Source organism: Mesorhizobium sp. WSM4871 (assembly GCF_055811295.1).
The window spans coordinates 199,467-212,812 of the sequence record NZ_JBVVPU010000009.1 but is presented as its reverse complement, the minus strand read 5'-3'; the positions used below and the strand labels follow the sequence as shown (position 1 = coordinate 212,812).

The 13,346-nt window shown below is 61.3% G+C and carries 16 protein-coding genes; 8 read left to right on the top strand and 8 right to left on the bottom strand.

Annotated features, from left to right (window positions below; genetic code table 11):
* Nucleotides 1-29: 29 nt before the first annotated feature.
* The 5 genes from rpsI to AC0L2H_RS19940 all read right to left on the bottom strand — a co-directional run bounded on the left by rpsI (nt 30) and on the right by AC0L2H_RS19940 (nt 2,351).
* Complete coding sequence (rpsI, locus tag AC0L2H_RS19960; protein ID WP_107647397.1) at nt 30-506, bottom strand: 30S ribosomal protein S9; 477 nt, start codon at nt 504-506, stop codon at nt 30-32.
* 1 nt (nt 507) lies between these two features.
* On the bottom strand, nt 508-972 hold the full coding sequence (rplM, locus tag AC0L2H_RS19955) for a 50S ribosomal protein L13 (protein WP_008875407.1): 465 nt from the start codon (nt 970-972) through the stop codon (nt 508-510).
* A gap of 262 nt (nt 973-1,234) precedes the next feature.
* On the bottom strand, nt 1,235-1,633 hold the full coding sequence (locus AC0L2H_RS19950) for a type II toxin-antitoxin system HicB family antitoxin (RefSeq protein ID WP_107647398.1): 399 nt from the start codon (nt 1,631-1,633) through the stop codon (nt 1,235-1,237).
* Nucleotides 1,634-1,652: 19 nt separating this feature from the next.
* Nucleotides 1,653-1,847, bottom strand: a complete 195-nt coding sequence (locus AC0L2H_RS19945; RefSeq protein WP_107647399.1) for a type II toxin-antitoxin system HicA family toxin — start codon at nt 1,845-1,847, stop codon at nt 1,653-1,655.
* A 48-nt stretch (nt 1,848-1,895) separates the two neighbouring features.
* Nucleotides 1,896-2,351 carry a PaaI family thioesterase gene (locus AC0L2H_RS19940; RefSeq protein ID WP_473591809.1) on the bottom strand — a complete coding sequence of 152 codons (456 nt, stop codon included), beginning with the start codon at nt 2,349-2,351 and terminating at the stop codon, nt 1,896-1,898.
* A gap of 168 nt (nt 2,352-2,519) precedes the next feature.
* Between AC0L2H_RS19940 and AC0L2H_RS19935 the strand changes: the two genes are divergently transcribed.
* The 6 genes from AC0L2H_RS19935 to AC0L2H_RS19910 all read left to right on the top strand — a co-directional run bounded on the left by AC0L2H_RS19935 (nt 2,520) and on the right by AC0L2H_RS19910 (nt 6,871).
* A complete protein-coding gene (locus AC0L2H_RS19935) occupies nt 2,520-3,335 on the top strand; it encodes an enoyl-CoA hydratase (protein WP_473591808.1) in 816 nt (271 codons plus the stop codon).
* Between the two features lie 10 nt (nt 3,336-3,345).
* Complete coding sequence (locus AC0L2H_RS19930; protein WP_473591807.1) at nt 3,346-3,768, top strand: VOC family protein; 423 nt, start codon at nt 3,346-3,348, stop codon at nt 3,766-3,768.
* 10 nt (nt 3,769-3,778) lie between these two features.
* Nucleotides 3,779-4,555, top strand: coding sequence for an AAA family ATPase (locus tag AC0L2H_RS19925; protein ID WP_473591806.1), 777 nt, complete (start codon nt 3,779-3,781; stop codon nt 4,553-4,555).
* Nucleotides 4,552-5,073 (top strand): CoA-binding protein, encoded by a 522-nt coding sequence (locus AC0L2H_RS19920; protein WP_473591805.1) that lies wholly within the window; start codon nt 4,552-4,554, stop codon nt 5,071-5,073. The genes AC0L2H_RS19925 and AC0L2H_RS19920 overlap by 4 nt, the downstream gene beginning before the upstream one ends.
* 146 nt (nt 5,074-5,219) lie before the next feature.
* The gene (locus tag AC0L2H_RS19915) at nt 5,220-6,500 is read left to right on the top strand and encodes an O-acetylhomoserine aminocarboxypropyltransferase (protein WP_473591804.1); all 1,281 of its coding nucleotides are present in this window, start codon (nt 5,220-5,222) and stop codon (nt 6,498-6,500) included.
* Between the two features lie 20 nt (nt 6,501-6,520).
* Nucleotides 6,521-6,871, top strand: a complete 351-nt coding sequence (locus AC0L2H_RS19910; protein WP_473591803.1) for a cupin domain-containing protein — start codon at nt 6,521-6,523, stop codon at nt 6,869-6,871.
* Here the strand turns inward: AC0L2H_RS19910 and AC0L2H_RS19905 are convergent, their stop codons facing one another.
* The 3 genes from AC0L2H_RS19905 to AC0L2H_RS19895 form a co-directional block, all read right to left on the bottom strand.
* A complete protein-coding gene (locus tag AC0L2H_RS19905) occupies nt 6,872-8,116 on the bottom strand; it encodes a cytochrome P450 (protein WP_473591802.1) in 1,245 nt (414 codons plus the stop codon).
* A gap of 114 nt (nt 8,117-8,230) precedes the next feature.
* The gene (locus tag AC0L2H_RS19900; RefSeq protein WP_473591908.1) at nt 8,231-9,610 is read right to left on the bottom strand and encodes a pyridoxal phosphate-dependent decarboxylase family protein; all 1,380 of its coding nucleotides are present in this window, start codon (nt 9,608-9,610) and stop codon (nt 8,231-8,233) included.
* 94 nt (nt 9,611-9,704) lie between these two features.
* On the bottom strand, nt 9,705-10,295 hold the full coding sequence (locus AC0L2H_RS19895) for a hypothetical protein (RefSeq protein ID WP_473591801.1): 591 nt from the start codon (nt 10,293-10,295) through the stop codon (nt 9,705-9,707).
* A 374-nt stretch (nt 10,296-10,669) separates the two neighbouring features.
* On the opposite strand from AC0L2H_RS19895, the gene AC0L2H_RS19890 reads away from it, so the two are divergent.
* A complete protein-coding gene (locus tag AC0L2H_RS19890; protein WP_473591800.1) occupies nt 10,670-12,064 on the top strand; it encodes a TackOD1 domain-containing metal-binding protein in 1,395 nt (464 codons plus the stop codon).
* Nucleotides 12,061-13,335, top strand: coding sequence for a glycosyltransferase family 2 protein (locus tag AC0L2H_RS19885; protein ID WP_473591799.1), 1,275 nt, complete (start codon nt 12,061-12,063; stop codon nt 13,333-13,335). Before AC0L2H_RS19890 ends, AC0L2H_RS19885 begins: the two co-directional genes overlap by 4 nt.
* Nucleotides 13,336-13,346 lie beyond the last annotated feature (11 nt).

Genomic DNA, 13,346 nt, shown 5'->3' with positions numbered 1-13,346 from the left:
CCTTTCGCATTCTGAAAGGTGAATAGCGCTTAGCGCTTCGAGAACTGGAAGCTGCGGCGGGCTTTCGCCTTGCCGTACTTCTTGCGCTCGACGACGCGGCTGTCGCGGGTCAGGAAGCCGCCCTTCTTGAGCACGGCGCGCAGCGCCGGCTCGTAATAGGTCAGCGCCTTGGAGATGCCGTGGCGCACGGCGCCGGCCTGGCCGGAGAGGCCGCCGCCGATGACGGTGGCGACGATGTCGTACTGGCCCGAGCGGTTGGCGGCGATGATCGGCTGGTTGAGGATCATCTGCAGGACCGGACGCGCGAAATAGGACGCGAATTCCTTGTCGTTGACGACGATCTTGCCGGAGCCGGGCTTCACCCAGACGCGCGCGATGGCGTTCTTGCGCTTGCCGGTGGCATAGGCGCGGCCCGACTTGTCGAGCTTCTGGACGTGGACGGGTGCGGCCGGCTGGATGTTACCGGTTGCAGTTCCGAGTTCTGCGAGCGAGGAAAGCTCAGCCATCTTACGAAGCCTTCTTGTTCTTGGCGTTCAGCTTGGCCACGTCGAGGGTGACGGGCTGCTGGGCGACATGCGGATGTTCCGTGCCTGCATAGACGCGGAGGTTCTTCATCTGGCGACGGCCGAGTGGGCCGCGCGGGATCATGCGTTCGACGGCCTTCTCGACGACACGCTCGGGGAAACGGCCCTCGAGCAGTTGGCGCGCGGTGCGCTCCTTGACGCCGCCGGGGTGGCCGGTGTGCCAGTAATAGACCTTGTCGGTGAACTTCTTGCCGGTGAACACCACCTTGTCGGCATTGATGACGATGACGTTGTCGCCGTCGTCGACATGCGGGGTGAAGGTGGGCTTGTGCTTGCCGCGAAGATGATTGGCGATGACAGTGGCGAGGCGGCCGACGACGAGACCCTCGGCGTCGATCAGCACCCACTTCTTCACCACATCCGCAGGCTTCTGCGAAAAGGTTGTCATGGTTCCTGCTTTCGGTTCGGACCTTCCCCAAACGATAGAGAAGACGTTTCTTGTTGCTTGGATTGGCGACAGCCCGCCGCCAATAACAAAACGGCGGCCTTTGCGGGCCGCTGCTTCGTGAGGGCTTATAGGGGAGGGTAGTGATTGCGTCAAGGCGCACAAGAATCGAGGTGGCAGAAAAAATGTGGCAAAAACAAAACATTAGGCAGAAGGTATTATTTTACCACATGGAGAGTTGGCGCCACCTCGAGGCCCGTCAGGTTTAATGCTTGGCCTCGATTTCCTTGCGGGCCGCACTGGAGAGGAATGCAGATCGGGTTATGCCGCGTTCGCGCGCCGCCGCATCGATTGCTCGCAAAACACCGCGCTCGAAGGTCACGTTGGCCCTGACGACGGCGCTGTCATTGTCGATCAGTGGCACCGAGACCAGATAGCCGCCTTCTGCAAGCGCTCTGCGGATATCCGGAAGCGCAAGGATCGCTTCATGGCTCGACGGTTCGGGAACGGGCATGTCTTCCGCCCACAATTGCAGTGCTTCAACTGCATTCGGTACGATATCTTCTGCATCGTCCGCAGCCGAAAAGCAGCCGGGAATATCCGGGAAGCGGATGCCGAAGGCACTGTCGAGGTCTTTGTCGACCAAGGCGAAATAATTCTTCATTGCGTGTCTCCCGAACGTTTCAGATCGTCCTTATCCAGCCGGCCTGCTTGGCGATTGCGCGAGCGGTACCGGTTGGCAGATCCTTCTCGGGATGGGGGACAATCAACACGATCGCGCCTTTGCGAAATTTGTGATGCGAGCCACGTACGGAAATCAGCTCGAACCCTTCATCCCTAAGGCGCTTCACGATCTTGCGGCTGTCACGTTCTAGCAACGGTCACCTATGCGCATATATATACACATTAAACGAAGAATTCAATTGTCAGGACGCCGCCCGCTTCGGCGGGATTGAATAGGTGCCCGTGGCATGCGCCACCGTATGTCCATCCGGCCCGGCGACGATATCGATGTCGAACACCATAAGGCTCTTGCCCAGCTTCAGGATGCGGCAATGGCCGTCGACCGGGCCGGCTTCGGCCTTTCGGACGAAATTGATGTTGAGGTTGGTGGTGACCGAAAGCGCATCCGGCCCGGCATGCGAAAGCACGCAGACATAGCCGCCAATGTCGGCCAGCGTGAACAGCGATGGGCCGGACACAGTGCCGCCGGGGCGCAGATGCCGCGCGTCGGCGTTGAGCCTCACCGTGCAGCCGCCCGGGAACACATCCAATGCCTCGTAGAAGGTGAACTGGTCGTTGAGCTGGGGATAGACGGTTGTCATCAGCGCATTGACTTCAGCCGCCGTCAGCACCGGTTTGAGATTGTCTTGAGCGGGCACAAGCGGTTTCCTAATGGAGCAGGTCAGGGCCCTGAGCGGCACACCTGGGCCAATTGTCGGGTTGGAGAAAACACGGCTCGTGGCTGTTCTTCAATCGGCAGCGTGCTAGTTCTTTTGTTCCATGGCCCGCGAATCCGATGCCGCAGGCCGACAAAGAGGTTGGAAAACATGGCCGAAATCGTCGCCATCAAGCCGCCCGAAGGCCCGGTTGCCGCCAGGCTGGACAGGGGGGTGCTCCGCTTGACGCTCGCCAGTCCGCCGGCCAATGCCTTGTCGCTGGCGATGATGGCGGCGCTGACGGCGGAACTCGACCGCGCGAGGGCTGACAAGTCGGTTCGCGTCATCATCCTGGCGGCGGCCGGAAAAGTGTTCTGCGCCGGGCACGACCTCAAGGAAATGACCTTGCACCGCGCCGACGCCGACAAGGGCAAGGCATTCTTCGAACAGACATTTTCCGCTTGCGCGGCACTGATGCAGGCGATCGTGCGCCACCCCAAGCCTGTCATCGCCGAGGTCGATGGCTTGGCTACTGCTGCCGGGCTGCAACTGGTCGCGAGCTGCGACCTGGCGATCGCTTCGCACGAGGCGACCTTCTGCACGCCAGGCGTCAATATCGGCCTGTTCTGCTCGACGCCGATGGTGGCGCTTTCCCGCAACGTCTCGCGCAAGCACGCGATGGAAATGCTCTTGACCGGTGAGACGATCGATGCGGCGACCGCCAAGGAATTCGGCCTCGTCAACCGCATCGTGCCGCGCGAATACCTGAATCAGATCGTCACCAAATACGCGCAAACCATTGCTTCCAAATCGTCTTCGGTGGTCAAGACCGGCAAGGAGGCGTTTTATGCGCAGGCCGAGATGGGGCTCGCCGACGCCTATGCCTATACCGGCCGGGTCATGGTCGAGAACATGCTGGCGCGCGACGCCGAGGAGGGCATCGGTGCCTTCATCGGCAAGCGCAAGCCGCAGTGGACGGACGAGTAGGCTGGGTCGAATGGAACCGCGCATCTCCATCATCACCATCGCCACCGACGATCTCGACCGCGCCGTGCGCTTCTATGAGGGAATGGGGCTGAAGCGTCATGCCGCGATCACCGACGGCGTCGCCTTCTTCCAGATGGGTGGCGTCATTCTTGGCCTGTTCCCGCGTGCAAGCGCCGAAGAGGATTCCGGCGTCAGCTTCTCCGGAGCGCCGTCGGCGGTCTATCTCGCCTACAACACGCGCTCCGACGCCGAAGTCGACGAAGTGCTTGCGACGGCGGAGAAGGCCGGCGGCCGCATCGTCAAGCCGGCCGGCCGCGCCTTCTGGGGCGGCTGGTACGGCTATTTCGCCGATGCCGACGGGCATGTCTGGGAAGTCGCGCACAATCCGGCCTTTCCGATCGCGGAAGACGGAACGATCTCGCTGCCGGACTGATCGCCGCCGCATGGCTCCTCGCAAGCAACTGACGCGGCTGAAGGCGCCCTATCTCAAGCGCGTCTTGCTAGAGCCGTCGCGGGTCGCCGACTGGGAAAAGTACCCCTGGAACCTGCCGATCTTCCGCGGCCAGGAATTCCAGCTCGAATTCACCACGCCTATCACCATCATCGTCGGCGAGAATGGCACCGGCAAATCGACGCTGCTTGAGGCGATCGGCGCGCTGGCCGGCTACGACGAGGCCGGCGGTGGCAAGGGCTACATGCCGGTCGACCATTCCACCGCCATCGACAAGAGCGGCGCGGCCCTTGCCGGAACGCTGCGCGGCCACTGGCTGCCGAAGGTCACCGCCGGCTGGTTCTTCCGCGCCGAATCCTTTTACTCAGTGGCCCGTTATCTCGACCAGGCGGCGCTCGACGCGGGTGAAGCGCCACCGGATTTCCTGTCGTGGTCGCACGGCGAGGGCTTCATCCGCTTCTTTGAGGAGCGCTGCCGCAGGCAAGGCATCTACATCCTCGACGAACCCGAGAGCGCGCTCTCGCCGACACGCCAGATCGAGCTGCTCAAGTTGCTCAGGCGGATGGACCAGTCGGGCACGGCGCAAGTGATCATGGCGACACATTCGCCGTTGCTGATGGCTTGTCCGGGCGCTCGACTGTTCCGTATCAGCCGCTTTGGCCTCGATCCGACCGATTTCAGCGATACCGATCATTTTCGGATGCTGCGCAATTTCTGCAACGATCCGGATGGTTTTCTCGCCGAAGCGCTGTATGAGGACGAGGCATGAACCACGACACATACGACAATGCCTACATCGCCGGCATCCTCAATTCGGTGAAGACCATCGCCATGGTCGGCGCTTCGGCTAATGATGTACGGCCGAGCTATTTCGTATTGAAGTACCTGCTGGCCAAGGGCTTTTCGGTGTTCCCGATCAATCCGGGACAGGCCGGCAAGGAGATCCTGGGCAGAACCGTCTATGCCAGGCTTGCCGATCTCCCGGAGCCCGTCGACATGGTCGACGTCTTTCGCGGCCCGGCGGCGGTGCCCGGCGTCGTCGATGAGGTGTTGCGGCTCGATCCACTGCCGAAGGTCATCTGGATGCAGCTCGGCGTGCGCCATGACGAGGCGGCGGCACGCGCCGAGGCCGCCGGCATCAAGGTGGTGATGAACCGCTGCCCCAAGATCGAATATGGCAAGCTCTCCGGCGAGATCGGCTGGACCGGCGTCAATTCCGGCGTCCTGTCGTCGAAGAAGCCGCTGATGCGGTCGGGGTTCCAGAGTTTTGGCGTTCGCCAGAAGTAGGCAAAAAAATATTCCGCCAATCGGCGCATTTTCTCGCGCCTCGATCGCAGATCGTGCACCGAAGGGCATTTTCTTCTTTGCATTCGCGACCGGGCTTCGCCAAGAATGCCCGGCGATTTTCAAAGGTTTCAAAAGGGAGGTTTTCCATGACCCGTACACCCGGTTTCAATACGCTGGCCGTTCATGCCGGAGCCAAACCCGATCCGGCGACGGGGGCGCGGGCGACGCCGATCTACCAGACCACCTCCTATGTCTTCGACGATGCCGATCATGCCGCCTCGCTATTCGGGCTGAAGGCCTTCGGCAACATCTACACCCGCATCATGAACCCGACGCAGGCGGTGCTGGAGGAGCGCATCGCCGCACTCGAAGGCGGTACGGCGGCGCTGGCTGTCGCCTCGGGCCATGCCGCTCAGGTGCTGGTCTTCCACAATCTGATGCAGCCGGGCGACAATTTCGTCGCCGCGACCAGACTTTACGGCGGCTCGATCAACCAGTTCGGCCACGCCTTCAAGAATTTCGGCTGGCAGGTGCGCTGGGCCGACACCAACGACATCTCGACCTTCGAGAGCCAGATCGACGACAGGACCAAGGCCATCTTCATCGAGAGCCTGGCCAATCCGGGCGGCATCTTCGTCGACATCGAGAAGATCGGCGACATCGCCCGCAAGCATGGCCTGCCGCTGATCGTCGACAACACGCTGGCCTCGCCCTATCTGGTGCGGCCGATCGAGCATGGCGCCGACATTGTCGTTCATTCACTGACCAAGTTCATCGGCGGCCACGGCAATTCGATTGGCGGCGCCATTGTCGACGGCGGCACATTCGACTGGTCGAAGTCAGGCAAATACCCGATGCTGTCGGAGCCGCGGCCCGAATATGGCGGCCTCGTCCTGCACGAAACCTTCGGCAATTTCGCTTTCGCCATCGCCGCGCGCGTGCTCGGCTTGCGCGATATCGGCCCGGCGATCTCGCCCTTCAACGCATTCCTCATCCTGACCGGGCTGGAAACCTTGCCGCTGCGCATGCAGCGTCACTGCGACAATGCCGTGAAGGTCGCCGGCTGGCTGTCCGATCACCCCAAGGTTGCCTGGGTGAATTATCCCGGCCTGCCCAGCGACAAGAACAATGCGCTGCAGAAGAAGTACTCGCCGCTCGGCGCGGGCGCGGTGTTCACCTTCGGCCTGAAGGGTGGCTATGAGGCCGGCGTCAAGTTCGTCGAGGCGCTCGAACTGTTCTCGCACCTCGCCAATGTCGGCGACACCAAGTCGCTGGTCATCCACCCGGCCTCGACCACGCACCGCCAGCCGTCCGACGAGCAGAAGGTCAAGGCGGGCGCAGGGCCGGACACGGTGCGGCTGTCGGTCGGCATCGAGGATGTCGAGGACATCATCGCCGATCTGGAACAGGCCCTGGCCAAGGTCTGACCACTGCCGGAGGAGCTTCCATGACCGCACCGAAATTTCTGTCCGTCGATATCGAGAGCGTCGAGCCGGAACTTGGCGCACCGGCGCCGGATCGCCTGATTTCGGGCGATCCGAAGTTCCGTACCTGGAATGTCGACGAACAGGGCGACGCCCTTTACGCCGGCATCTGGGAGGCAACGCAGGGCAAATGGCGCATCGAATACGACGAGTGGGAGTTTTGCCACATCCTGTCTGGCGTCTCGGTGATTTCCGAAGAAGGCGGCGAAGCGCGCACCGTCAAGGCCGGCGACAGCTTCGTGCTGAGGCCCGGCTTCAGGGGAAGCTGGGAAGTGCTTGAAACGACCCGCAAGGAGTATGTGATCAAGCTTTGATCATTCTGCTGTGCGGACGGCGAGCGCTTCCAGCCCATGAAAATGATAGCTGTCGCGAAAGCGCGGCTCCCCGGCAAGATGAAGCCGCGGCAGCCGTTCGAACAAGGTCTTCAGTGACACCTGCAATTCGAGCCGCGCCAGCGGCGCGCCGATGCAGAAATGGATGCCGGCGCCGAACGAGACGTTCTTCTGGTCGGCGCGTTCGGGATCGAAGGCGAGGGGGTCGGCAAAGGCCACGGGATCATGGTTGGCCATGCCGAGCAACAGGCCGATCGTCTCGCCCGGCCGCACGAGGATGCCTGGAGCGACCTCGACCTCCTGATAGGCATAGCGGGTGAACATGTGCAGCGGCGCATCGAAGCGCAGGCATTCCTCGACGACTGCCGCGGTCGCTTCCGGCGAGGTAAAGAAGCGGCTTGGGTCGCCGCCTTGCGCAAGGATCGTGCGCACGGCATTGCCGGTCTGGTGGACAGTTGCCTCATGGCCGGCATTGAGCAGCAGGATCGCCGAGGACACCAACTCGTCCTCCGAAAGCTTCTGGCCGTCCTCCTGTGCCGCGATCAGCAGCGAGAGAAGATCGTCGCCGGGTTGTTTGCGGCGCTCGGCGACATAGCCACGCAGAAAATCCGAGAAATCCCGTGCGGCGCGGTTGGCTATCTCTTCCGTCTCGCGCGTGCGGCCATGCATGTACATGGCCACCATCCGGTGCGACCAGTCGAGCAGTTGCGGTCCCATCGCGACGGGAACGCCGAGCATTTCGGCGATGATGGTGATCGGCAGGGGCGAGGCGAAACTGGGCAGCAGGTCGACCGTGCCCGGCTCGAAACGGTCGATCAGCTCGTTGGCCAGCGCCTCGACGCGCGGCCTGAGACGCTCGACCTGGCGCGAGACGAAGGCGCGGTTGACCAGCGTTCTCAGCCGCGTGTGCACTGGCGGCTCCAGCTCGAGCATCGAATTGGCCTCGATTCCGTCGAAGGCGGTGAGATGCGAACGGTCCTGGCCGATGCCGCGGCTGTCGGGGATGCCGGCCGGGTTCTGGCGCCCGAAGCGGCGGTCGCGCAGCAGCCGATTAACGTCGTCCAAGCCGCCAAAGCACCAGAAGCCATAGTTCTCCCAGAAGAAGGCACTCGCTGCGTCGTGCAGGAAGGCATAGGCCTCGTAAGGATTTTGGACGAAGGCCGGCTCGTGCGGGTCGAGGCGCAGACGCCGCGCGGCAGGATCGAAAACGAGATAGTTTGGGATCACCTTGACCCTTAGCGCGCCTTGCCAGCCTGGTGCCAGACCGTATGTTGGCCGCCAATGTCCTCATCATTGAGCCAGCCAAAATGCACACGGATGACTTGACGAATGTGATTGTCGTCAGCGATTGAGCTCGTCAGCGGCGGCGATGACTTCGGATACAATCGCCCGCACATCGTCTGTTGTCGTCCGGTGGTTGACGAAACACGCCCGCAGCGCGAACTGGCCGTTGATCGTTGCATTCGACAGATACACCCGGCCGCGCGCAATCACGCGTCGCAAAATTGCTTGATTGTCCTTCGAGCGGTGGCGGAAACAGACCGCGCTAAGCGGAACGGGCGCAAGCAGTTCCATCTCGGCATGTGACGAAATCATCTCCACCAACATCTGCGCGTGGTGGAGATCGCGCGCGATGGCATCGCGAAAGGCACGGCGTCCGTGATATTGCAGCGACATCCAGAGCTTCAGGGCGCGGAACCGTCGCGACAGCTCGATCGATTCCTCGAAGAAAGCAAAGGCTTCCTCCGGATCCTGGCTGAATATCTTCACATAGTCGCCGCTGTGCGAAAAAGCTGCCTGTGCGATGCTTTGATCGCGATAGAGCAGGCAACCGCAATCGAGCGGCTGATACAGCCATTTGTGCGCGTCGAGCGACAGCGAGTCCGCCAAAGCCAATCCCTGGAATTTTTCCGGCACCGCCAGGGCTGCCAATCCGCCATAGGCGCCGTCGACATGCAGCCACAGCGCTTCCCTGCGGGCGATCTCCGCAATGTCCACGAGGGGATCGATCGCTCCAGTGGCGACTGCGCCAACAGTGGCCACGATGGCGATGGGCGTATTTCCTGACTTTCGGTCCTCGGCAATGGCGGCCTCGAGCGCATCCGTCCGCATCCGGAGCTGTTCGTCGACCGGGATCAGGCGAAGGTTTTTTCTGCCGATACCCAGCAGCGCAACAGCCTTCGGAATGGACATGTGCACTTGTTCCGAGGCGTAGATCACGCCAGGCCGTGCACCCGTTTCGTTGGCCGGAATCTTGGCTTCGCGCGCCATCGCCAGCGCCATGAGATTGGCGGTCGAGCCGCCGCCGCACAGGCTGCCGGCGAATCCGGCACAGCCGACCGCTTGCGCCAGCCATCCGATGACGGCCCGCTCGATCGATGTCGCCGCCGGAGCGGACCGCCACGACGTCACATTCTGATTGAGCACCGCGGCGAGCAGCTCGCCCAGCGCGCCCACCGGTTCGCCTGAACCGACGACATAGCCGAAGAATCTCCCGGTGGAAGGCCGCACATGCTCGGTGATCGAATTGAAGTCCTGGAAGACATCACGCCCCCGCCCATCTTCCGGCCAGGGCCGTGAGAACAGTTCCTTCGTCTGTTTGACGCTGGTCGACGGATACGTCGGACGATCCTCAAGCGAGGTCCAATAGCTTTTGGCGAGACTGAGCGCGTCGTCCGCCAGGTCCGACAGATCCTGATTGGAGATTTCCAGTTCGCGCATGTCTTCAACCCCAAGGAAGCTCCGCTGGCCAAACAGGCTATCCTCCCTGTCGAAGTCCAACAATCCGCATTGTTGGATGCTATCGGTACGCGCTCTAATACCGGCAATGCCGTGGGATATGCACCCTCCGCCAACTGGTTGAGCCTTCCTGCACCACCACCCGGCGCGCCACCCTCTGGTATGACGGCGCGATCTCGGTGATGCGCCGCCGCTCCGGTCGCACCAGCACTTCACGGGCAACGCTCTCATATTCAGCCGGGAGGACAACCCGCCGGGTGCGTTCGGGTTCAACGACGACTGTTTCGGCGACACGCGCGTAGCGGGCCTTGCGCCAGACCTTGCACAGCACCTTGCGGCCGTGGATGACGCGCCATTCCCAGGCATAGCCGCCATCGTCGATCTTGACCGTGTGGTAGACGGTGCGGGTGATGGCTGGCACGATCTCATAGGTGACGCGGGGCGGTGCGATCTGCTCGACGCGCTCGACCGTACCATAAATCGGCGGGTCGTAGTCGACCACCTGTCCGCCGGGGCTGACAAGCACGTTTTCATAGACGGTGTCGTAGACGGCCGGCCTGTTGACCGGCTCGTAGCATTCGACAGGACGGCCGCCCGCCACCGTTTGCGACATTGTGCCGAGCATGGTCAGGCTGGCAATGGCGAAAGAAGAAGCTTTCCTGGTCATGGCACTCCCCCTGTTTGAACCGCATGAAGCGGGTTCAACGTCGAATTCTAGGGGAAGCCGTGTCGTGGAAAAGGCGATTTATCAAACTTCGTTAATCCGACCACCTGAGTCCGGGACACAAATTCTTGCTGCCAATTAAGCATCCGCTAACAATCAACGAATAACATTTGACCTATTCGAGTCGATTGACTTGGTCGCTGGCCGGAAACGTCGTGGGGGGGCGTAGCTGGCCATGCGGTGCCGCATACGTTCCCGCGTTTTCCGCATATCTCGTCCTGCAACAATCCTTTCAGTAAATCTGACATTGCCCTTGGTTTCTCCACCCAGGCTGCAAGTCGTGGCTGTGGCGGCGTTCCTTTGCGAGCGCCGGGCAAATGGAGGCCGATATGCCCGCAGAATTTGTTCCGAAATCGGTCGCGCAGCTGCCAGCACCGGCTGCTTCCACCGAAAGCCATGAACTCACCGATCTTTGCCTGGCGCTCTGGGCCAAAATGGGATTGTCCTGGAAACCCGCCGTCGAATGGTTCCCACGCGTGATCGTTCTGCATTCGGCGATCTACCGCACGATGTTCGATTCCTCGCCCGTGGGAGACATCGATGCCGTCCTCCTGGCCGATGAGCGGCGCAATTCGCCCCTGGACAATCTGCGTGACCACATTCCGCTGGCGATGGTGCCTGTCATCGATCTGGGCGGCCGTGCCGGCCGGTTCGCTGATGTGCATTTCGATCTGATGCAACAAACGACGTGGGCGGAGACGGCAAAATGTATACTCGATTTTCGCCGCCGCCGCGAACAGCTTGCCGCGCATATCCGTTCGACAAATACGCCCGAAACGCGCTTTCTTGCGCATGCCTTCGTCGCCGGCAAAAGCATCGAAGCCAAGCGCTACCCGATGACGTCGGCCTCGATAAGCTACCCCGGCTTTCCGTCGGCGGCCAAGACAATCCCGATTGCCGAAGATCTCTCCCATCGCGGACTTCTGACGAAGACGTTCTTTGACCGTGTGCATGAGTGCGGCGCCTGCGGGTCGCGGCGGCTTACCGTTCGCGAGGAATGCCCCTCATGCCGTTCGGCGGATATGTTCGAAACCGAGCTTGTTCATCATTATCGTTGCGCGGCTCTTCGTCCGGAAGGCGAGTTTCGGCAGGGAAGCGCCTTGGTCTGCCCCAAATGCAGCCAGCAATTGCGTCACTATGGAAAAGACTATGATAAGCCCGGCCATTCGCAAATCTGCAGGAAATGCAAGGATTCCACATCGGAGCCGGCTGTTGGATTCATCTGCCAGGATTGTGACGCCCAGGCCGATGGCGACAGCGTCAGGCGCATAGACCTTTTTTCCTATGCACTCACGGATCAGGCGCTGTCATTGCTCACCGGACGCGAGAAAAAGGTGCCGCCGTCATTGGCGGGATTACCGCCGTCCCTGGTTCGGGAACTCGACCGCGCACGCATGGCCGGAGCGGAGGGCCCGCCCTTGGCGGTCACCGAATTGCGGTACGGAGCACGAGATTCGCTCATCAAATCAAAGGGCCAAGAGGTCTTTGAGAAACTGCGTCGTCTCTTCATCGAAAACCTGAGCAATTACCTGGCGGAGACCGGATCGGTGCACAAAGGCGACGCCGCCGACTATTTCATCATGAGGGGGGAGGGCGCCACAACATTGTCGGAGCAGATACCGGCAATGCTTTCAATCTGCGAGGCGTCGCTGAGTGAAAAGCTTGACCCTCGCCCGCGGGTGGCGACCAAAACGGGGCAAGCCCCGCGTTGAATGATCTCGAACTCGGATTTGCGTTCCTGCTGGCTCAATCGACGGCGAGCCTGGCCTCGGTTTTCTGGTACACGCTGGCCTTTGAGATCCCCCGCTACATCATTCCGTTCGTTGCGGCCGCCGTGACCATGCGTTCGCGTGACGCCGCGGGTGCGATTGAGCACGAGCGGCCACTACGGCCCAATGTAAGCATCATTCTGGTCGGCCATAATGAGGCTGACTCCATCGAAGCCTGTGTCCGCTCACTGCGGGAACAGTCCTTCAATGACTTCGAAGTCGTCATCGTCAGCGACGGTTCGACCGATCGGATGAGCAGGGTTTCACAAGCTCTGGTCAAGAAAGGCTATGCCACCCGCGTTATTTCGACGGATCTGCGCGGCGGCAAGGCGAGCGGAATCAATCTGGCGTGCCGCGAAGCCAAAGGCGATATATTGATCAATGTCGACTGCGACTGTTCGTTTGATCGGTACGCAATCGAGAACCTTCTCGTGCCCTTTTTGGATCCAGCAGTCGGAGCGGCATGCGGCGATATTGCACCGCGCAACAGCCACACCAGTATTGTCGCCCAGTTTCAAGAGATCGAGTATTTGCAGTCGATCTCGGTCGGAAAGCGTATTGCCGGGGCTCTCGATCAGGTCGTTTGTGTTTCGGGAGCGTTCGGCGCCTTCAGGCGCGAAGCCCTTTTGGGGGTTGGGGGATTCGACGTAGGTGGCGGTGAGGATCTGGATGTCACCCTGAGATTGCGGCGTGCGGGCTGGCGGATGGCCTATGTACCGGACGCGATCTGCTACACGGACGTCCCGACGACCGCATACCAATATATCCGCCAGCGGTTGCGCTGGGAGCGCGATGCCATTTGGCTGCGCTTTCGCAAGCACTACCGCCTGTTTCGTGTCTCGGACGCGGGTTTCCGGCTTTCGGAGGCTCTGCACCAGTGGGATTTCCTCCTTTTCAATGTCGCTGGAGCAGCGATATTCCCGCTCTATCTGGTCTGGCTCGCGCTTCAGTACGGTTCCTTCACGCCCGCGATCCTCATCGGCATGCAGTGCGGCCTCCTGGTTCTCGACCTGTTTGTGCTGGCGCTGGCCAGTTGGACCACGCAGCGGCCGGGGTTCTGGCGAAACATATGGTTCCTGCCCGGCTATTCCCTGTTCATGACCTATGTGATGAGGCCCGTTCGATTGATCGCCTATATCGATGAATGGGTGTTCTCAGGGTCACATCGCGACAATTACACGCCAATCAAGGTTCGCCTAGAGCGACCCTGGTAACCAAACGAGTT